At 40.2% G+C, this 20,992-nt stretch carries 19 protein-coding genes and 7 tRNA genes; 20 read left to right on the top strand and 6 right to left on the bottom strand.

What is annotated here, in order from left to right:
* The first annotated feature begins 41 nt into the window (after positions 1–41).
* A complete protein-coding gene (greA, locus tag H5163_RS03005) occupies positions 42–518 on the top strand; it encodes a transcription elongation factor GreA (protein WP_145233085.1) in 477 nt (158 codons plus the stop codon).
* Positions 519–646: 128 nt separating this feature from the next.
* Positions 647–1,693, top strand: a complete 1,047-nt coding sequence (locus tag H5163_RS03000) for a S66 peptidase family protein (RefSeq protein WP_182734298.1) — start codon at positions 647–649, stop codon at positions 1,691–1,693.
* A 51-nt stretch (positions 1,694–1,744) separates the two neighbouring features.
* Here H5163_RS03000 and H5163_RS02995 read toward each other — a convergent pair.
* A tRNA-Pro gene (locus H5163_RS02995) sits at positions 1,745–1,821 on the bottom strand.
* A gap of 106 nt (positions 1,822–1,927) precedes the next feature.
* A complete protein-coding gene (locus tag H5163_RS02990; RefSeq protein ID WP_182734296.1) occupies positions 1,928–2,548 on the bottom strand; it encodes an arylesterase in 621 nt (206 codons plus the stop codon).
* Here H5163_RS02990 and H5163_RS02985 point away from each other — a divergent pair, their 5' ends adjacent.
* From H5163_RS02985 to H5163_RS02900, 18 genes are all read left to right on the top strand, one after another.
* Positions 2,549–3,262: an ABC transporter ATP-binding protein gene (locus H5163_RS02985; protein ID WP_145233088.1), complete on the top strand. Its 714-nt coding sequence runs from the start codon at positions 2,549–2,551 to the stop codon at positions 3,260–3,262.
* A complete protein-coding gene (locus tag H5163_RS02980) occupies positions 3,252–5,753 on the top strand; it encodes an ABC transporter permease (RefSeq protein ID WP_182734294.1) in 2,502 nt (833 codons plus the stop codon). Before H5163_RS02985 ends, H5163_RS02980 begins: the two co-directional genes overlap by 11 nt.
* Positions 5,754–5,874: 121 nt before the next feature.
* A complete protein-coding gene (gene ruvC, locus H5163_RS02975; protein WP_145233090.1) occupies positions 5,875–6,399 on the top strand; it encodes a crossover junction endodeoxyribonuclease RuvC in 525 nt (174 codons plus the stop codon).
* A 1-nt stretch (position 6,400) separates the two neighbouring features.
* The gene (gene ruvA / locus H5163_RS02970) at positions 6,401–7,018 is read left to right on the top strand and encodes a Holliday junction branch migration protein RuvA (RefSeq protein WP_145233091.1); all 618 of its coding nucleotides are present in this window, start codon (positions 6,401–6,403) and stop codon (positions 7,016–7,018) included.
* Positions 7,019–7,025: 7 nt separating this feature from the next.
* The gene (ruvB, locus tag H5163_RS02965; protein WP_145233092.1) at positions 7,026–8,033 is read left to right on the top strand and encodes a Holliday junction branch migration DNA helicase RuvB; all 1,008 of its coding nucleotides are present in this window, start codon (positions 7,026–7,028) and stop codon (positions 8,031–8,033) included.
* 903 nt (positions 8,034–8,936) lie between these two features.
* A complete protein-coding gene (gene tolQ, locus H5163_RS02960; protein ID WP_145233093.1) occupies positions 8,937–9,641 on the top strand; it encodes a protein TolQ in 705 nt (234 codons plus the stop codon).
* Positions 9,628–10,062, top strand: coding sequence for a protein TolR (gene tolR / locus H5163_RS02955; protein ID WP_145233094.1), 435 nt, complete (start codon positions 9,628–9,630; stop codon positions 10,060–10,062). The genes tolQ and tolR overlap by 14 nt, the downstream gene beginning before the upstream one ends.
* Position 10,063: 1 nt before the next feature.
* Positions 10,064–10,990 carry a cell envelope integrity protein TolA gene (tolA, locus tag H5163_RS02950; RefSeq protein WP_145233095.1) on the top strand — a complete coding sequence of 309 codons (927 nt, stop codon included), beginning with the start codon at positions 10,064–10,066 and terminating at the stop codon, positions 10,988–10,990.
* A gap of 9 nt (positions 10,991–10,999) precedes the next feature.
* Entirely contained in the window at positions 11,000–12,358 is a 1,359-nt protein-coding gene (tolB, locus tag H5163_RS02945; protein WP_145233096.1) for a Tol-Pal system beta propeller repeat protein TolB, read from the top strand.
* Positions 12,359–12,393: 35 nt separating this feature from the next.
* Positions 12,394–12,936 carry a peptidoglycan-associated lipoprotein Pal gene (gene pal / locus H5163_RS02940; protein WP_145233097.1) on the top strand — a complete coding sequence of 181 codons (543 nt, stop codon included), beginning with the start codon at positions 12,394–12,396 and terminating at the stop codon, positions 12,934–12,936.
* Positions 12,937–12,948: 12 nt separating this feature from the next.
* Positions 12,949–13,692, top strand: a complete 744-nt coding sequence (ybgF, locus tag H5163_RS02935) for a tol-pal system protein YbgF (protein ID WP_182730648.1) — start codon at positions 12,949–12,951, stop codon at positions 13,690–13,692.
* A 168-nt stretch (positions 13,693–13,860) separates the two neighbouring features.
* Positions 13,861–13,936 (top strand) — tRNA-Lys (locus H5163_RS02930).
* Between the two features lie 82 nt (positions 13,937–14,018).
* A tRNA-Lys gene (locus H5163_RS02925) sits at positions 14,019–14,094 on the top strand.
* Between the two features lie 71 nt (positions 14,095–14,165).
* Positions 14,166–14,241, top strand: a tRNA-Lys gene (locus tag H5163_RS02920).
* A 71-nt stretch (positions 14,242–14,312) separates the two neighbouring features.
* Positions 14,313–14,388, top strand: a tRNA-Lys gene (locus H5163_RS02915).
* A 71-nt stretch (positions 14,389–14,459) separates the two neighbouring features.
* Positions 14,460–14,535, top strand: a tRNA-Lys gene (locus tag H5163_RS02910).
* Between the two features lie 419 nt (positions 14,536–14,954).
* Complete coding sequence (nadA, locus tag H5163_RS02905; RefSeq protein ID WP_182730647.1) at positions 14,955–15,995, top strand: quinolinate synthase NadA; 1,041 nt, start codon at positions 14,955–14,957, stop codon at positions 15,993–15,995.
* 149 nt (positions 15,996–16,144) lie between these two features.
* A tRNA-Ser gene (locus H5163_RS02900) sits at positions 16,145–16,234 on the top strand.
* A gap of 174 nt (positions 16,235–16,408) precedes the next feature.
* Here H5163_RS02900 and H5163_RS21450 read toward each other — a convergent pair.
* The 4 genes from H5163_RS21450 to H5163_RS02880 form a co-directional block, all read right to left on the bottom strand.
* Positions 16,409–17,509, bottom strand: a complete 1,101-nt coding sequence (locus H5163_RS21450; protein ID WP_274803910.1) for a methyl-accepting chemotaxis protein — start codon at positions 17,507–17,509, stop codon at positions 16,409–16,411.
* A 277-nt stretch (positions 17,510–17,786) separates the two neighbouring features.
* Positions 17,787–19,607: a tetratricopeptide repeat-containing diguanylate cyclase gene (locus H5163_RS02890; protein ID WP_182734292.1), complete on the bottom strand. Its 1,821-nt coding sequence runs from the start codon at positions 19,605–19,607 to the stop codon at positions 17,787–17,789.
* A 261-nt stretch (positions 19,608–19,868) separates the two neighbouring features.
* A complete protein-coding gene (locus H5163_RS02885; RefSeq protein WP_145233101.1) occupies positions 19,869–20,264 on the bottom strand; it encodes a DUF2750 domain-containing protein in 396 nt (131 codons plus the stop codon).
* 72 nt (positions 20,265–20,336) lie between these two features.
* Positions 20,337–20,918 carry a TetR/AcrR family transcriptional regulator gene (locus H5163_RS02880; protein WP_145233102.1) on the bottom strand — a complete coding sequence of 194 codons (582 nt, stop codon included), beginning with the start codon at positions 20,916–20,918 and terminating at the stop codon, positions 20,337–20,339.
* Positions 20,919–20,992: the final 74 nt, after the last annotated feature.

Raw genomic sequence — 20,992 nt, 5'->3', positions numbered from 1 at the left:
GCCAAGGCCGTTTAGCGGCCTTGGGATTAAGTGAGAAAAGTATGCAAACAATTCCGATGACAGTTCGTGGCGCAGATTTAATGCGCAAAGAACTTAACGAATTAAAAACAGTTACCCGTCCAAAAATTGTATCTGATATTGCAGTTGCACGTGAACATGGTGACTTAAAAGAAAACGCTGAATATCACGCAGCGCGTGAGCAACAGGGTTTTTGCGAAGGCCGTATTCAAGAAATTGAAGCTAAGCTTTCAAATGTACAAATCATTGATGTGACTAAACTACCAAATACGGGTAAAGTTATTTTTGGTACCACAGTAACAATCGTTAATGTTGAGACTGATGCTGAAGTTAAATACCAAATTGTTGGTGATGATGAAGCAAGTATTAAAGATAACCGTATTTCGGTTAATTCACCGATTGCCCGTGGTTTAATTGGTAAACAAGCAGATGATGCTGTGATCATTAAAACCCCGAAAGGCGACGTGGAATACGAAATCATTGAGGTTGAGTACATTTAATTACTTTACTCATTTTCACGTTTTTAAAAACCGATGCTTGCATCGGTTTTTTTATGCCATAAACAATCTCGACATTTCTTAATAAATTGGGTACGTTAAGCTAACATATTGATAATTTGCAGATGTTGATGACAGCTATTACTTTTCCTGACGCATTAAAAAACGGCGATAAAATTGCCATTTGCGCATTTTCATCCGGTGTTGAGAGCATCTTTCACCCACGCCTGGAACGCGTACTTTCTGGCTTAACACGCCGTGGCTACCAAGTAGTCGAAGGTAAATGCTTAAGACAACAAAGTAGCCCAGCAAAACAACGCGCTGATGAGCTAATGGCGTTCTTACTTGATGACAGCATTGCCGCAATTATGCCGCCGTGGGGTGGTGAGCTTGCCATGGAAGTACTGCCATATCTGGATTTTAATGCAATTAAAAAAGCGCGGCCTAAATGGCTCGTTGGATTTTCTGACATTAGTACACTCGCTTGTACTTTAACGGCCAAATGTGGATGGACCACATTACATTGTACTAACCTAATGCAATTGCACCCAAGCGAGGAAGATACTCATTGCTTACAAGTATTTAAAACGCTTGAATTAGCCGCAGGCGGTGAGTTTACACAAACACCGGCACCATTTTATCAAAGTGATGCGATTAATTATGCCCAGACACCCGACGCACTATTTTCACTCACGCAACCGAGCCAATGGCGCTGCTTAAATGTCAAAGATAATCGCGAAGTGGAACTATCCGGGCGGTTATTTGGCGGGTGTTTAGATACGCTCGGTTTATTACTTGCGTCACCATTTTTAGCCTTGGATGAATTTAAAAAGCAATATGCATCGCATGGACTGGTTTTATATTTAGAAAATGCTGAACTTCACCCCAGTGCATTAGCACGGTTTTTAATAGCACTTAAATTGAATAATGTTTTTAGCGATATTAATGGATTGATTATCGGTAGAAGTGGGGTGATCAGCACCCCTGAGCAAACTATAGATTACTACCAAGCACTTACGCTAGCGCTCGGTGAATGTTTATTCCCAGTGATCATCGATGCTGATATCGGACATATCGCACCCAATTTATGTTTAGTGAATGGTGCAAGAGTAAGAATGCTCGCGAAGCTTGAAAATACACTGGTGTGTAAAGCGCAAATAACAACGTATTTTGGATGATTTATTTAAAACCTGAGCGGAGATTGATTTTTATAGGGTTTGGCAGTTAATTGGTCGGTATGGAGAGATTCGAACTCTCGACCCCTGCCACCCCATGACAGTGCGCTACCAAGCTGCGCTACATACCGACGTTGCAAGCAATAGTACGTATATTTTTTCAAAAATCAATAAGCTTTTGTTTGTTTGAACATTTATTGCACGTACTGAGTGAAATAAATCATTTTATGAGGATGTTTAGTTATTTATCCAGTCATTGATCGATTTATACATCACATCTCGTAGTATAGGTTGAGCAGTTTTGTTAGGGTGTATGTTGTCGTTTTGCATCAGGCTATTATCAGCAGCGACATTCAAGATAAAAAATGGCATTAAATGGCTGTTTGTGGCACCGGCAATCTCAGCAAAACTAGCGGTAAATAATCCGGTATAACGTGGACCATAGTTAGGCGGGATGTGTATTTCCATAATCGCTACTTTGGCATCAGCTTGTTTGCTCTTGCTCACTAAACTGGCTAGGTTTTCTTTTAGGCGTTTAATTGGAAAGCCACGCAGGCCGTCGTTACCACCAAGCTCTATAAGTACATGGCTCGGTTGAAACTCATTAAGTAGGGCGTCTAAACGACGCAGTGCGCCACCGGTGGTTTCGCCACTGATACTGGCATTGATAAGTTGGATTGGTGCTTGCTCGTTGTCGTACTTATCTTGTAACAGTTTAACCCAGCCTTGCTCTTGTTTTAAGCCGTAGGCGGCGCTTAAACTATCACCTAAAATTAAAATTGTGTTGTCAGCTGCCGCACTAAGTGGTTTGATTACTAATAGTAAAACGAAAATAAAACGTAGGATTGAATACATCATATGTCAGCGCTATCTCAATTAAATATCATTCAGGTTAAAGGTCTTTCTAAAACGGTTAATACCCTTGAAGGGGATTTGCCCATCCTCAGTGACATCACCTTTAATGTCAAGTCTGGAGACTCAGTTGCTGTAGTTGGTACCTCAGGTTCAGGTAAATCAACTTTATTAAGTTTGCTCGCAGGACTTGACCAATCGACTCAGGGATCAATTTATTTAGATGGTGAGCCGCTGCATGAACTTGATGAAGAAGCGCGTGCGGCATTAAGAGCTGCAAAAGTCGGTTTTGTATTTCAATCATTTATGTTGGTACAGAGTTTAACAGCACTTGAGAATGTGATGTTACCGGCAGAGCTTGCTGGTGAAAAAAATGCCAAGCAACAAGCACTCGATCTTCTGGAAAAAGTAGGTTTAAGTCATCGAATTGAGCATTATCCGTCGCAATTGTCTGGTGGTGAGCAGCAGCGTGTAGCGATTGCTCGCGCATTTATTGGCACACCAAAGATTTTATTCGCCGATGAGCCATCAGCAAATCTTGATAGCAAAAATGGTAAGTTAATTGAGTCACTGTTATTCGAGCTTAATCAGCTTCATGGCACGACGTTGATTTTAGTCACACATGACGAGGCGTTAGCAGCAAAGTGCCAGCATGTGTTACAAATTGAAGCGGGTCAATTAGTTAAAAATACCAATGAGGCTGTGGCGAATGTGGGTTAAATTAGCATTAAAATTATTTAGCCGTGAATTTCGCCGTGGTGAACTCACGGTGATTTGTGCGGCCATAGCGTTGGCAGTATTAACTGTACTAACGCTTTCTATGGTGACTGATCGCATAGGGCAAAGCATTGCACAAAAAAGCAGTGCCTTTATTGCCGCTGATCGCGTGCTGGCAAGCAACCATGAATTACCGGGTGAATATTTAACAACAGCAGGCGAATACAACTTACAAACCGCACAGCTCACTTACTTTGATACTATGTTGTTTGCTAATGACGAAATGCAATTAAGCTCAGTAAAAGCGGTGTCTGAGCATTACCCACTTAAGGGCGAACTAAAAGTTAAAAGCAGCTTAACCGGCGAGGTTGAAGTGGCTACGCAAGGGCCAACTGTTGGTAATGTGTGGTTTAGTGAATCGGTATTTTATGCACTAAATGTAAGAGTAGGTGATACGGTTGAGCTTGGCGCTGCGCAATTTAATATTGAAAAAGTATTGGTGGAAGAGCCAGATGCACCATTTAATATTTTTTCAAGTAGTCGTCGTGTGTTGTTAAATAACCAAGACGTAGACAAAACTGAAGTGATCCAGCCGGGCAGCCGTGTTTTTTACCGTCAGTTGTATGCAGGGGATGAGAGTAACCTTACTGACTTTTATAGCTGGCTAAAACCACAAATGAAAGAAAATCAGCAATGGTATGGTGTTAAAGACAGACAGTCGCCGATTGCAAATAGCTTAAACCGCGCTGAAAGCTTTTTATTATTAGCGGGGTTATTGGGCATTATTTTAGCGGCGGTGGCTATTGCCGTGTCTGCAAAGCGTTATTGCGAACGCCAATATGACCCAGTTGCGATGATGAAAACCTTAGGTGGTAGCCGATCGACAATTCGCAAAATTTACTTACTGCATTTATCACTGGTGTGTGCTTTGTCGGTCATACTTGGCTTAGCCATTGGCTATGGTTTACAAGAGATAGCTACTAGTTATTTAGCTAAATCAATGAACAATACTCTTCCTGCTGCGGGTATAAAACCGTGGTTTGTGGCGATTAGTACTGGCGTTATCTGTGCGGTGATGTTTTCAATCAAGCCGTTATTAGATTTATTTGATATTCCACCGCTTAGGGTATTACGCCGTAACTTAGGCGATAAGCTATTAGTAAGTAAAGTGCATTTAGCTATGTCGGGCTTAACAGTCTTTTTATTAATGTGGTTGTTTAGTAATAACCTTAAAATTACCGCTATTTTGTTTGTCTCCACTTTAATTTTGATTGCAATACTGTTTGTATTATCGCGGTTAATCTTTGGCAGCGGACGTAAACTAGGATTGCGCCCGGGGAATAGTTGGTCATTAGCGATTGCTTCGTTGCAAAAACGTGCCAATGCTAATGCGGTACAGTTGATCAGTTTTTCGTTGGCAATAAAGCTATTGTTATTTTTAGTGGTGCTGAAAAACGATATGATCGCAGATTGGCAATCGCAACTTCCAAGCGACGCGCCGAATGCTTTTTTAGTCAATATAACCGAAACTGAATTGCCAGACGTAACAAGCTTTTTAGAGCAAAAAAATATTCAAGTATCTGAGTTCTATCCGACTATTCGTGGTCGCGTAAACGCTGTTAACGGTGAATTAGTTGCTCGCGAAGTCTCATTGCAAGACAACGAGAAGAAAGACGAAGAAGCACGCGCAGGTATTGGCCGTGAGCTAAATCTTACATGGTTAGAGCAAGTCCCTGTGCAAAATGAGATCATAGACGGGCAGTGGTTTGGCGACAATGCCACCGCTGAGGTATCCATCGAAGAATCTATGCTAGAACGTTTAGATGTGAAACTGGGTGATACGCTAACATTTTTGATTGGCGCCCAGTCATTTGATGCCAAAATCACCAGTGTTCGTAAAGTTAATTGGGCTACTTTAAAGCCTAATTTCTTTATTATATTAAGCCCTGATGTACTGGCTGATTTTCCTGCGACGTATATTTCATCAGTGCGTATCGAAGCCGAGCAAAAACGCGATTTTAGTGAGCTACTACGTGCCTACCCGACAATCAACGCCATCGACGTTGACAGCTTTGTCAAACAAATACGTTCTACTATTTCGCAAGTATCGCTGGCAATTGGATTTGTACTGGCGATAGTGGTGATGTGTGGTGGCTTGGTTTTAATTTCGCAAGTGCAAGCAAGCCTTGGTGAACGGATGCAGGAAATTGTCATATTGCGTACCTTAGGCGCCAAAGGGCGGCTAATAAAAAATGCCACTTTATATGAGTTTTTATTGCTGGGCAGCGCTGCTGGTTTTGTCGCTGCGTTGGTCAGTGATGTGGCTTTATTAATAGTGCAACGTGAGATGTTTGACTTAGCAGGTAAGCTGCACCCGCATATTTGGCTTATTGGACCATTAGTGGGTGGTGTGTTTGTGGCATCACTGGGCTACTTTATGATAGCTACAACCATGCGTAAAAATACCCAAGGGTTACTACGCTCTTTAGCCTAAAAGGTTAGCAATTAAACAAGCCCGTTTTTACGGGCTTTTTTATGCCAATAATGCACTGGTAATTTATACAGTGCTCTGGCATTATTAGCGTACTTAACTATTTACACTGATTGGGCAAGTATTGGCTATTATTTTAGGGATTGATCCTGGCTCACGATTAACCGGTTATGGGGTGATTGCCCATCAAGGTGCTAAATTTACTTATTTAGGCAGCGGTTGTATAAAACTGGCCGATCACGAGTTTCCTATTCGATTAAAAATGATTTATCAGGGGATCAGTCAACTAATCGAACAATTCTCTCCCGATCATTTTGCCATTGAAAAAGTATTTATGGCGCATAATCCTGATTCAGCTCTTAAATTAGGCCAAGCCAGAGGAGCTGCAATTGTTGGTGCGGCAATGGCTGAGTTACCGGTGTTTGAATACTCGGCACGGCAAATTAAACAAGCGGTGGTAGGGCACGGTGGTGCCGATAAATCGCAAGTGCAGCATATGGTTAAAAATATTTTAAAATTGCCAGGCACACCGCAAGCGGATGCAGCCGATGCATTAGCCATTGCGATATGCCATGCTCATTCCGATCAAAATTTAATAAAACTAGCGGGCAGTGCCAGTAAAACCGTTAGAGGACGATTAAGGAAATAACATGATAGGTCGCTTAAATGGCATCTTAGTAGAAAAACAACCGCCAGAAATTTTGCTTGAAGTAAGCGGTGTTGGTTACGAAGTTAACATGCCGATGACGTGTTTTTATGATTTACCAAACATTGGCGAAAATGCCATTGTGTATACTCATTTTGTAGTAAGAGAAGACGCCCAGTTATTATTTGGCTTTAATAATAAAATTGAGCGAGCATTATTTAGAGAGCTATTAAAAGCCAATGGCGTTGGGCCAAAGCTCGGATTAGCAATACTTTCAGGGATGTCGGCTAAGCAATTTGTTAGCTGTGTGAATAACGAAGATGCCACCAGTTTAGTGAAACTGCCAGGTGTAGGTAAAAAAACCGCAGAGCGCCTGGTACTTGAAATGAAAGACCGATTAAAAGATTGGGGTAATGACTTATTCACGCCATTTAGTGATAATGCAGTTATAGAGCCCGCCTCTGACGCACTTATTGCTAATAATGCGGCAGATGATGCAATCTCTGCGTTAGTGTCATTAGGTTATAAATTGGCGCAAGCACAAAAAACAGTAAAATCAGTGGCCAAGCCTGGTATGTCTACAGAGGTTCTGATCAAAGAATCTCTAAAATCAATGTTGTGAGTAAACTATGATTGAAGCGGATCGTTTAATAGATGCGACTGAACAAAGTAATGAAGATGTAGTCGATCGCGCGATTAGACCAAAACTATTAGCCGATTATACTGGTCAGCCCCATGTTAAACAGCAAATGGAAATATTTATAGAAGCTGCACGGAGTCGGGGTGAAGCGCTTGATCATTTATTAATATTTGGTCCGCCGGGTTTGGGGAAAACCACACTAGCAAACATTGTTGCCAATGAGCTGAATGTCAGTATTAAAACAACCTCGGGCCCAGTGCTTGAAAAAGCCGGTGATTTAGCCGCACTACTGACCAATTTAGAAGAAGGCGATGTACTTTTTATTGATGAAATACATAGGCTAAGCCCGCAAGTTGAAGAAATACTCTATCCTGCAATGGAAGATTATCAACTCGATTTAATGATTGGTGAAGGGCCTGCAGCTCGTTCCATTAAGCTCGATTTACCCGCTTTTACCTTAATTGGCGCAACCACTCGCGCAGGCTCGTTAACTTCACCACTTAGAGACCGTTTTGGTATTGTGCAGCGTTTAGAGTTTTATTCGGTGGCAGATTTATCAACTATAGTGGGGCGATCTGCTCATTATTTAAATTTAGCCATGTGTGATGAAGGTGCCATTGAAATTGCTAAACGCTCTCGTGGTACGCCACGTATCGCTAATCGATTATTACGCCGGGTACGAGATTACACGCAAGTTAAATCAGACGGTACTGTAAATGCCGAAGTGGCAGAGCTGGCACTTAATATGATTGATGTAGATAAAAGCGGCTTTGATTATATGGACCGTAAATATTTACTCGCGATCATTGAAAAGTTTATGGGGGGTCCGGTAGGGTTAGACAACTTAGCCGCCGCTATCGGTGAAGAAAAAGAAACCATTGAAGATGTGATCGAGCCTTACCTCATCCAGCAAGGATTTATCCAACGTACGCCAAGAGGGCGTATTGTGTCTGATAACGCCTATCATCACTTTGGCTTATTACCCAAACAAGAATAAAGTACATTTATTGTAGCTGTATGCGTGCGTATGGCTGCAAACCCACCTCACACATCTTCTATACTGTTCTTTTAGCCACTATTCAAATGTCTATTTTGCTGTGTTTAAGTTAATCGCGTGATTAGCATATTACTTAAAGTTTAGATTATTTAGTTATTTGGGCTAATACAATTCACATGCTGTTAAGTTTGTAAACGATATTGTATGCGCCATAGCGAGGTAGTGCTGTGCGTGATTTGCAGGCAAAAAAAAGCCCGCATAAAATGCGGGCAAACAACAAGTTGAAGGAAGTAATCTAAGCATAGCAATACGAAAAATCAGAATCATATTGCAAAGAACTGGGCTGAATGAAGTATTCATTGCTGCGCTAGCTCGGTATGGGAGAATAATACGCAATAGTTGGTTTTTGTTCAAACTAGAAAAATTTAATTTTCAGATAAAAAAAACTAATAGCAAGATTTTTATGAACGCTTTATTTTTGTTCATAAAATTCACGGTAATATATTAATTTGTTGAATTTGTGATGTTTTATTTGTTTGAGTGTTTTTTTTATAGATTAGTTAAACTGTTGCATTGACCATGCTTACAGTCAATTATGCTTGTTTATTCATTAAGAGTGAATAAACGGGGTGTTTTACACAGTTTTTGTTTATAAATAAGCACCGCAGCATGTATTTACCTTAACAGCCGAGTCTTAAATAGTTGCGTTAAGATTGGCTAATAAGGTTATAAAAATGATGTCAGCCTGCTCTTCAACGTTTTTTGTTGCTAATTCACAGCAATAGCGTTGTCAGTACTGAGCTGAATCGATACACTAGTTGCAACTTTTGGCCATTTTTTCGGTCATATACCTAGCGTATAATGAAATGTTATTTATACAAGAAATCTTATTAGGAGTTTAATGTGGGTTCAGGGCTTAATTTTTTAGATTTAATTCTAGAAGCAAGTTTTCTTGTGCAATTAGTTATGCTGGCATTAGTAGGTATGTCAGTGATGTCATGGGCAATTATTTTTCAGCGCAAAAAAGCAATTTCAGATGCATTATCCAATACTAAGCGATTTGAGCAAAAATTTTGGTCAGGCATTGATTTAAGTAAACTCTACAATGAGATCTCATCGCGTAGCGGTAGCTCAACCGGCGTTGAAGCATTATTTATAGCAGGCTTTAAAGAGTTTGCTCGCCATAAGAAAAACTCTTTTCAAAGTGCTAGCATTGTAATGGAAGGGACGCATCGTTCAATGCGAGTTGCGTTATCTCGTGAAATCGAAAAATTAGAATCAAGTTTATCGTTTTTAGCAACAGTGGGGTCTATCAGTCCTTACATTGGTTTGTTTGGGACTGTGTGGGGCATTATGAATGCCTTTATCGCGTTAGGCGAAGTTAAGCAAGCAACCTTGCAAATGGTTGCCCCAGGTATAGCTGAAGCGCTTATTGCAACAGCTATGGGGTTATTTGCAGCTATTCCTGCGGTTATTGCTTACAACCGTTTTGCTAATAGAGTTGAAAAGCTAGAATCTAACTACATTAACTTTATGGAAGAGTTTGCAAATATTTTACACCGTCAAGCAGCTACCCAAATAGAGGCAAAAGCGAATGTATCAGCGTAAGAAGCGTCGTCCTGTTGCAGAGATAAACGTAGTTCCTTACATTGATGTAATGCTGGTGCTACTGATTATTTTTATGGCTACTGCGCCTTTGATCACTCATGGTGTTAAAGTTGATTTGCCAAAAATGGAAGAATCAGATTTAGTCGATACTAAAGATACGCCACCGATCATTGCTTCAATTGATGCACAAGGTAAGTACTATGTCAGTATTGGTACTGATCCAGAAGAACCGATGGAAGCATTAGATGTTGCCGCTGTTATTAAGTTGCAACTGATGAAAAACCCAGAAACTCCAGTGATGATCAAAGGCTCAGGTAAAGTATCGTATCAAGAAGTATTATTATTGATGGATTTCTTAAAAAATGCCGGTGTACCTTCAGTTGGATTAATGACTGAGTCGTTTGAAGGGAATAAAAACTAATATGGGTGCTTCAGTATTAAAATCAGTGTTATTGCACCTCGCTATAATAGGCGTTCTGGTAGGAACCGCGAGTTTTCATACTTCACCGCCTAAAGTAATGGAAGTCACCTTGAACAAGGCTATGCCTGATGCTGAAAATGCTGTTTCAGCAGTGACTGTTGACCAGAAAATGGTTGAACAAAAAATTGCTGAGTTGAAACGCAAAGAAGATGATAAAAAACGTGCTGAAGATAAACGCATTCGTGATTTAGAGCGCCGAGCATCTGATGCACGTAAACAACGTGAAGCTGAAGATCGTCGAATTAAGAAGCTAGAGCAAGAGCGCCGAGCAAAAGAGAAAGAAACTGCACAAGCGCAAGCACAGGCTAAAAAAGCGCGTGAAATAGAGCAAAAAGAACGTGAAAAAGCGCAGCAGGCTGAAAAGCAAAAAGAAGCGTCTGAGTTAGCTGCAAAAGCGGCAGCTGAGAAACGTAAACAGGCAGAAGAGGCATTAAAAAAAGCCGAAGACGACCGTAAACGTGAAGAGTTAGCCGCTAAAAAACGCGCAGAAGCTGCTGAAGAGGCGCGTCAAAAAGCATTACAAGAGCAAATGCTGCAAGAGCAGTTAGCCACAGAGCAAGCCGCGCGAAATAAATTGCGTCAGCAACAGGTCGGCACTGAGGTTGATAAATACAAAGCATTAATTATGGCGCGTATTCAGCAAAATTTATTAATTGATGAAAAAATGAAAAACCAACAATGCCGTGTGAATATTCGCTTAGGTTTTAATGGTCTGGTCACACAAGTGAAATCTTTAGGTGGTGATAAGTTAGTATGCGAAGCGGCGCTAAGGGCGGTTCGTATGGCTGAAACACTGCCGGTATCTAAAGATCAAGACGTGTTTGAGCAATTAAAAAATATTAACTTAACGATCAAGCCACAATTTTAAAGGAATTATATGTTCAATCAGTTGAAAACAGTTTGTTTAATTTTAGTTCTTGGCTTTACCAGTGTTGCAAATGCTGCGCTTGAAATAGTCATAACAGAAGGAGTTGATAGTGCACGCCCTATAGCCATCATCCCTTTTAAATATAAAGGTGTTGGGCCAATTCCACAAAAGCTCAGTGATGTTATTGCTGCCGATTTGATGCGCAGTGGTAAATTTAAACCAATTAGTGTTGACGAAATGCCACAGCTGCCAAGCAAAAATGCAGATATAGATTATGGTGCGTGGGTAAATAAGGGTGTTGAAGCAATTTTAGTTGGTGAAGTTGAACAGCAAACAGATGGCCGTTATTTGGTACGTTATGAGCTTGTTGATGTTATCCGCGGCCAAATCACCGGCGGTGAAACGCAAATGATGAGCAATGGTAAATTAGTTAAAAATCAAGATCATGTTCAAGAAGCACGCGAAAGTGTGATAAGCGAATCTGGGTTTAGACGCTACGCTCATCGTATTAGTGATGTTATTTATGAAAAACTTACCGGTGAGCGCGGTGCCTTTTTAACAAAAATTGCTTACGTCATTGTGCGTGATGACGAACCAAAACCTTATCAGCTTGTTGTTGCTGATTACGATGGGTTTAATGAACAAGTTTTATTACGCTCACAAGAGCCGTTAATGTCTCCAGCATGGTCACCTGATGGTACTAAATTAGCTTATGTAACGTTTGAAAATCGTCAAAGCCAAATCTATATGCAAGATTTATACACTGGTAAACGTGAAATCATTACCAGCCATCAAGGTATCAATGGTGCGCCACAGTTTTCACCTGACGGTAAAAAACTATTATTAGTACTGTCAAAAGACAGAAACGGTGCCACAGAAGTGTATATGTTAGATTTAGCTACACGTAAAGAAACACGCCTTACTCGCCACCGTAGTATAGATACTGAACCGTCTTGGCATCCGAATGGTCAAGATATCGTGTTTACCTCGGAAAGGGGTGGTAATGCTCAGATTTATAAGTTAAATTTACAAACAGGTAGGTCACAACGAATGACCTTTGATGGTGATATGAATCTAGCAGGTTCTATTACCCCTGATGGCAAAGAATTAGTGATGGTTAACCGTACTAACGGGCAGTACCATCTTGCTAAGAAAGAGCTGGCTACTGGAGCGTTTCAAGTATTAACTCGAACGCGTCTAGATGAATCACCGAGTATAGCACCTAATGGCTCGATGATTATTTATAGCACGCTACATAATAATAAGCAGGTACTAGCGCTGGTATCAATGGACGGTCGTTTTAAAGCACGTTTACCTGTGCTAAATGGACAAGTAAAGGCACCCGCGTGGTCGCCTTATTTACAGTAATATTTGCTGGTTTACTCAATATAGGAATCTACTCAATGCAACTTAATAAAATACTTAAAGGCCTGCTAATTGCTGTGCCTGTTATGACTCTAGCAGCTTGTAGCTCATCTTCAGATATCGACGAAGGTGCAGCAAATCAATCAAATCAAGCGACAGTTGAGCAAACAGCTAATAATGACACTGTTGAAGTGGCAACATTAACACCTGATCAAAAAGCACAAGAAGAACTCACTCAAAAATACGAAGCATTACGTGAAAAGCAAGTAATTTACTTTGATTTTGATAAAGCGACGATTCAAGGTCAGTACGGTGAATTACTTCGAGCTCATGCTGAGTTTTTAGTAAAGAATCCATCAGTTAAAGTACTAATTGAAGGTCATGCAGATGAGCGTGGTACACCTGAGTACAATATCGCATTGGGTGAGCATCGTGGTCAAGCAGTTGAAAAATACCTTCAAAGTTTAGGTGTTTCTGCAAGCCAAATGTCAGTAGTGAGCTACGGTGAAGAAAAGCCGATGGTTAAATCACGCACTGAATCTGCTTTCGCTAAAAACCGCCGTGCGGTACTAGTTTACTAAATTAGAGACATTATGAAGCCGAAAATTATTTTGGCAGCCATGATATTGAGCGGGAGCACCCAAGTTTGGGCTGCTCCCGCTCCTGTTTCAGAAGCTGCGAGTTCACAATCGAGTATAGAAAAACGCCTTGCTGCCCTTGAAAGTATGATGCAGTCGAGAAATTTATTACAAGTTGAGTTACAGCAACAGCTAAATATGCTGCAAGATGAAGTGAGTCAAGTTCGCGGGATCACCGAAGAACAGACCTATAAGCTTGAGAAAGTACTGCAACGCCAACGTGAGCTGTATCAAGAAATTGAAAATCGCGTGAGCCAAGCTTACTCGCAACCCAGTACAGAGCAATATGCAGAGCCTGTTGCATCGCAAGCTATTAGTTCGGATCTGTCTGAGAATGAGGCTTACGAGCGTGCAGTAGCATTAATTATGAAGGACAAGCGCTACGATCAGGCAATTCCAGAGTTTCAAACGTTTTTAACAACGTATCCAAATTCTGTTTATGCGTCCAACGCTCATTATTGGTTAGGGCAATTGCTGACAATTAAAAATGATGCAGTAAAAGCATCGGAACATTTTAAAGTTGTTGTAAATGAATTTCCAAATTCAAATAAGCGTCCAGATGCAATGTTAAAGCTTGGAACTTTATTGCAAGAGCAAGGTTTAGCCGATCAAGCATCAAAAACCTTTCAGGATCTGCTTAACCAATACCCAAGTACAACTGCTGCAAAATTGGCCACTGATCGCCTTTCAAAAATGTAGAATCAGCTTGATTAGACTGCTTTTTGTCATAAGCGGTCTAAAATTGGTCAGCTAGACATAAAAACTTAAAAAAAGAGACATTTTCTGTTGCACTCATTTTTTAAATAAGTATTATAAGCGCCCGCAGCAAACGAATGGTTCAACCACTCAAATTGCGGCAAAAAGAGCGGGTCATTAGCTCAGTTGGTAGAGCAGTGGACTTTTAATCCATTGGTCGATGGTTCAAGTCCATCATGACCCACCATTCATTAGTAAGTTATAGAATGGTCTTTTATCGGCGGATTTACGTATTAGTGTTTGGTTGCATTTAGTTGCAACAGCAGAGCGGGTCATTAGCTCAGTTGGTAGAGCAGTGGACTTTTAATCCATTGGTCGATGGTTCAAGTCCATCATGACCCACCATTCTTTATTCGTAGAATAGTAGAGTGGTTATAATCGGCGGATTTACGCAGCGTGCTTAGGCACATCAGAGCGGGTCATTAGCTCAGTTGGTAGAGCAGTGGACTTTTAATCCATTGGTCGATGGTTCAAGTCCATCATGACCCACCATTCTTTATTCGTAGAATAGTAGAGTGGTTATAATCGGCGGATTTACGCAGCGTGCTTAGGCACATCAGAGCGGGTCATTAGCTCAGTTGGTAGAGCAGTGGACTTTTAATCCATTGGTCGATGGTTCAAGTCCATCATGACCCACCATTCTTTATTCGTAGAATAGTAGAGTGGTTATAATCGGCGGATCTACGCAGCGTGCTTAGGCACATCAGAGCGGGTCATTAGCTCAGTTGGTAGAGCAGTGGACTTTTAATCCATTGGTCGATGGTTCAAGTCCATCATGACCCACCATTCTGGTTTATTCAATTACAGTTTATCTTACCCCTATTCAGTAAATTCACATCACTTTACATCAAAAGAAAAAAACACTTACAAAAATCATTGTCAAGCTAAATACAAATGCGTTAATCAAATTGCTATTATATCAATCGTGTTAAGTTACTGACCATTTATAGCGACAGATAAATACAGTGATAACAAGGCTTAAATTTTGACATGTAGTTGTTCTCGGCAATTGCTCCTGCATTGCTCTACCTCCTGCATCCATGCAGTCGTACATAAAAAATAACTAACGCAGTTAACGCTTTATTTAGCCTGCTAGAATGATTAAATATTTAAGTAGATTGGTATTTATGACCACTACTGTTATTTAGTTTTATATTCTCGTATAATCCGCCCCATAAATGCACTGTAGATTAAGTGGTCGAGAAATGAGTTTAGCTCAAACTATTATGCCTGAAGGTTATATCTTTCCTCCTAAACCAGCTCCATTGAATAATGATGAGCAGGCGCAATACAAAGCACGTATCAAGCAATTATTGATTGATAAAAATGCCGTATTGGTTGCCCATTATTATACTGATCCTGAAATTCAAGCGCTTGCTGAAGAAACTGGCGGTTGTGTTGCTGATTCGCTAGAAATGGCTCGCTTTGGTGCCAAGCACGATGCTGACATGATTATCGTTGCCGGCGTACGTTTTATGGGTGAAACAGCAAAAATACTGACACCGAATAAAACCGTGGTTATGCCAACACTAGAAGCAACTTGTTCGCTTGATATTGGTTGCCCAATTGATGAGTTCTCAGCGTTTTGTGATCAGCACCCTGATCGTAAAGTGGTTGTATACGCAAATACATCAACTGCCGTTAAAGCTCGCGCTGATTGGATTGTTACCTCATCGTGTGCCCTTGAGATTGTTGAGCACCTAGATGAAATGGGTGAAAAAATCATTTGGGGCCCAGACAAACATTTAGGTGCCTATATTCAAAAGAATACTGGCGCTGATATGATCATGTGGAATGGCGCATGTATCGTGCATGACGAATTTAAAACCAAAGCGTTAAAAGACATGAAAGCGCTTTACCCTGACGCTGGCGTTTTGGTTCATCCAGAATCACCAGCAGAAATTGTAGCGTTAGCTGATGCAGTAGGTTCAACCAGTCAATTGATCAAAGCGGCACAAACTATGAGCAATCAAAAGTTTATTGTTGCCACTGATCGCGGCATTTTTTATAAAATGCAGCAGTTATGCCCTGATAAAGAATTTGTTGCCGCACCAACGGCTGGCGAAGGCGCAACCTGTAAGAGTTGTGCGCACTGCCCGTGGATGGCAATGAACGGCCTCAAAGCGATTGAGGAAGCGTTATTAGATGCAACTGGCAAAGAAGTGTTTGTAGATATGGACCTTCGTGAAGGCGCACTCAAGTCGCTTAATCGTATGCTCGATTTCTCAGCGTCACTCCAACGCTAAACTAGGCTATAAAGATAAGGCCGCTGGTATTGTTATCAGCGGCCTTTTTTGTTTGTTTACTAGGCAGTTAACAGGCAAAAGGGAAAAACACCTTGCACCGCCGCGCGCTATTTCATACTATTACGCCGCGTTACCAAATGGTAACCTGCGGAGGGATGGCTGAGTGGCTGAAGGCGCACGCCTGGAAAGTGTGTTTAGGTTAATCCCTAACGAGGGTTCGAATCCCTCTTCCTCCGCCATTATTCAATATTAGGACGCCTCATGGCGTCCTTTTTTATGCCTATAAAAAAGTGAAGTAAATAACTCAAATTCTAACTATTTTTTACTTTTTATTAGGTATTGGTGTTTAGTTGCTTGCAATAATAAATATAAAATGAGCAGCGCCAAAGTTGTAGTTAAACTTAAAACGACCGTTATTTAGTTATTTTGTTTGCTAGGTTAGTTAATAAATCAACGGCTTTAAAGCTCGCCGCTTCCATTTGCGATATATGATCAATCATTTTATCCGAATGGCCATCTGCAAAGGCTTGCAATGCTTGTATGCCATGGTTGTGAATCTCGGCGTGCGGGGCTTCTAAGTTTTTAAATTCAATATGGGAGGCGTATTTAGCTGCACCATCACCTTTATAGTACCATTTACCTAAACGACACATTGTGTGATCGGCAAATTCATCTGTGGTTTTATCAGATAAACCAAGTAGTACCTTATAAACTTCCAGTTTCCAAACGATATGATCCATTTTTACCGTCTGAATAAATGCGTTTTCAGTTGAGTCGGTAATAACTGAATACATGTTTTGTGAGAACGTAACAATTTTATTAGCGGTATCTTCGATAGCCGCTGAACTTTCACTGATCTCATTACTTTGTTTCCCGACGTCGGTAATGTTGCCAACAACGTGGTCCATTTGTTGGTTTACTTGTTCAATTAAGCCTGAAATTTCATTCGATGCATCAGCTGAGCGTTGTGCTAATGTGCGAACTTCATCTGCAACTACGGCAAAGCCTCTACCTTGTTCTCCAGCTCTGGCGGCCTCAATAGCAGCATTAAGGGCTAGTAAGTTAGTTTGGTCAGAGATGCCTTTGATAATGTTTACAAAGTCATTAATCCCTGCTGTGACTGTTTGTAATTGCTTTACAGATTCAGAGGCTGTTTTAGTGTCTCTGGATATCACAGAAGTTGATTGCAAAGTGGCGGATAGCATTACAATAATGTTATCAAGCAATTGCTGTGATGATTGAAAGCCATCTCTGTGCATTACAAGTTCACTTGAATTTGCTGCTAGGCTCTCCCTGATTTGCTCTATTAAAATTGAAGACTGTAGCCACAAGCGGTTTAATTCGTCTTGTTGTTTGGCAGTTTTATCAGTTTGATTTATTTGCGCTACTAACTGACTTTTAGCATTCTTAACTTGTTCCAGTTCATCATGCAGTGCTTCATTTTGGTTACGAATATCTACAATTTCATTTTTTAGTTTTGCAATTTCTTTTTTATACTTAGAATTAAATATCACGTATTTGTCCAACTGTTTCTGTAAATGTGCCCAGAGTAAATCTCAGCGTTGTGCTAGCACACTTAATCTAATAGGTTATTAGGTTAGTTTAGCAAACTATGTCGTAATTTTTTTGAGCAAGCGCAATAAAACAGTGTGCCATTGCTATTTTTAGGTCAACAGAGCAGCCTTAATGCGAGGAAATAACATCGCTTTATTAGTAAACTATATGCTTAGTGAGCAACTACATTCAATTACATGATAATGAAGATAGTTGCGCGCAAGAACATTTGTTAGTTTAACTGAGACAGACGACTTTATTCCGCCCTGTTTCTTTAGCTTTATAAAGACCAAGATCGGCTTGTTTAACCATGTCTTTATATTCACCTTGTTGATTATATTCACAGACACCTAAAGAAACAGTGACCTGAAGTAGCTTATCTTGGTAAGTCAATTCAATGTTACTTACAGCTAAGCGTAACTTTTCTGCAAGATGCGATGCTTGCTCTTTATTGGTTTCAGGTAAAAACACCAGAAATTCTTCACCTCCCCAGCGAGCAACTTTATCCATACTTCTAATTGAATCTTGCAATGCGCTAGCCACTTTTTGCAATACAATGTCACCATAGTCATGTCCATAGGTGTCGTTGAGTACTTTAAAATGATCTATATCCAGCAAAATAATACTAAAAGTTTTTTTATTGCGATTAACCCGGCTCATTTCTAATTCAAAGATATCGTGCAATGCGCGGCGATTAAATAGTCCCGTGAGCTGATCGCGCAACGCAAGCTCTTTAACTTGCAGGTAGGCAGAGTGTTTTAGTCTATAGGCAATATAAATAAATAGGATAATTAAAAGACTGAATGCAACGATCCCATAGAGTCGTAGAATTGCATTTTCATTGCTTGTTTGCGCTAGTTTAGCTTCGATTAATGACTTTTCTTTAGAGGCAATATCATAGGCTGCTTGTGATTGATCAAATTTTTCTTTTGCAGCTAATGAGGTACTTTCATCATCTAATTCTTTGTATTCAATCATAAGTTCTAATGCGCGTTGGTAATTTCCTAATGATTGATAATTTTCGATCATTGGCGGATAGTTTTCTAAACGTTTGATGAGTTGACTCTCGCTTGAAAATATAGCGAGGGCTTGCTCAAAATAGTCGGCAGCAAGTTTATAATTACCTAAACTTTGATTGCTTTGTGCCAGATTACTTAAAACAGTAGGCTTATGTATTAAATCATTGTTTTTATTTACAATATCTAACGCTTTTAAATAATAATCAATGGCTTTTTGGTGCTCATTTAGCTCAGCATAAATAGTGCCTTTATTAATAATTATAGGAACTCGGTCAAATATATTATGGAAGTGGGCTACTTTTTCGGCTTGATTAATGGCAATTAATGCCTCTTGGTATTGGGCTTTATCAACGTACATTGCAGCTAAGTTTGCATACAGCTCAGTGAGCAGTATGTCATTTTCAGGGTATGCTGCTATTGCCTGTTGAGTGTATTCAATCGCTTTGTCGTAGTTTTTCATATAATAATTGGTAAACCCTAAACCAATTAATATCTTCGGTGAAGCATATCCTTGAATGTTTATTTGTAAATCGTGAGCATGTAAGATTTTATCGAGTCCATCTACCATTTTTCCTTGTCTAACAGAGTTAATTCCATACAAATAGTAAGTCATACTCGTAGCAAGCTGTGTGTCATCAGCAAAAGACACTGCTTTTGATAAATAAGAATCGGCTTCGGCAAACTTACCTAAGCGATATTTCATTAGTCCGAGGTTGTCATAAAGTGCGTATTTAGTTTCTATATCGACTTCGCTATCGAGTAACTGTGATACATCGTCTTTGAGCAAGTCGAATTCATGCCAGTTCTTGTCTTCATTCATAAATGCAAGCCAAACAACCATTAACTCAGCTTGTTGTGTGGTTGATTGTGCCGAGGAATATGTTGCTCTTAATTGTTGATAAGCTTGTGCGGATTCACCATCACTTTTGAGCTGTTTTATTTCACTGAGTGTGGATTCTACTGAGTCAATTTGCTCTGTGGCATAGCCACTATTAATAAACGTTAGCAGTAGTAATATTAAAATACCTTGTCGTACCATTATAAAGTCCAAAGAGTAAGGGGCGTGTTGAAGTCAACTAATGCCAAAGTTTTTGCAGTGGGAGCTGTGTTTATTTCACTGAACAGTGTGAATAAGCATAAATTAATTATCGCTAAAAGCGACATTATTGCCGTTATATTTTAATTTTTATAGGTATTAATTTTGTATCTTTGTCTTAAATCGTTGCGCGTAAAAAATTTAAAGTTTGCGTGGATAAGTCGCAGAACAACACGTCTGCGACTCAATTATAGCGAAGTGTAATTAGTAACGTTTTTTAGGTGCTTTTAGTTGTGAATCAAATTCATCAGGAAATAGAATTGTGCCGTCGTCTTCTTCAGTTGGAAAAACGGCGATAAGTAAGTCATCTTGTTCAAGACCGGGTGTCCATCGGGTTGTCCAATCTTTCAATGGAATTGCTTTAGCTGTGCAATTTTCCCACTCACCGGTAGCCCATGCTTCGGCATAAATACGTTCAGGCCATACCGGTACACAATCATCATCTTCGTTGGCGAGCATAACACAGCCATCGTCGTCATTTAATATCCACACTTGTTTGAACTCTTGGACGGTCTCAAACATAAAAGCCAATCTTTTTTTGGCTCCTAAATTTAAGATTGTCTCGAATTTTTCAGATGCGGTTGCAGTTGCATTACTCATTAATAGACTCTCTCTAGAATGGCTTAGGTATAGTATATTGACTAATATGACAAAATGTCGATTAGTTAAAAATTAATTACACATTGCGTGGTATAAATCGTCGGCGAGTTGGCTTAGATCTTGTTCGCAGCGGTTAGTCAGTGCATAGGTTCGCAAGCCGTAAAGGCCCATTGCTAAAAAACGAGCTAGATGCTCAGCTGTGCGTGTGTTTGGTATTTCACCTTCTTTTATCGCGCGCTCAAATTGTTCGGCGAGGGCGTTTTCGTAGGCGTTTAAATTTGTCATCAGTACGTGGCTGATCTGTGAATCTTGCCCTTCAACTTCACTAATACTTTTAGTAAGTAAACATACTTTCATCGCATCACCACTGATACACTCGTTGACTATTGAGTCTAAGTATTGGCGTAGGCTTGGTAAAACGGGTTTATGTTGACAAAAAAGTGCCGTAAATTGCTGATTTCTATCAGCCTGATATTGCTCAATAGCCGCTAAAAAAATACCTTTTTTATTGCCAAACGCAGCATATAAAGATCCCGGATGAAGCGCTGTAACTTGCGTTAATTTTTGCATACTCGTTTTAGCATAACCGTGTTGCATAAAAGCCAGCATCGCTTGGCGAAGTACAAATTCACGGTCAAATTCGGCTATTCTCATAGGGCGCTCTGTTGCATTCTATTTGACTTATAAGGTGTATGTGGGGTTAGTTTACTTAATCTTGAACAAATATT

The sequence above is a fragment of the Pseudoalteromonas sp. SG44-8 genome, assembly GCF_014164125.1.
Classification (GTDB): Bacteria; Pseudomonadota; Gammaproteobacteria; order Enterobacterales; family Alteromonadaceae; genus Pseudoalteromonas; species Pseudoalteromonas rhizosphaerae.
This window is presented reverse-complemented; position numbering and strand designations above follow the sequence as displayed.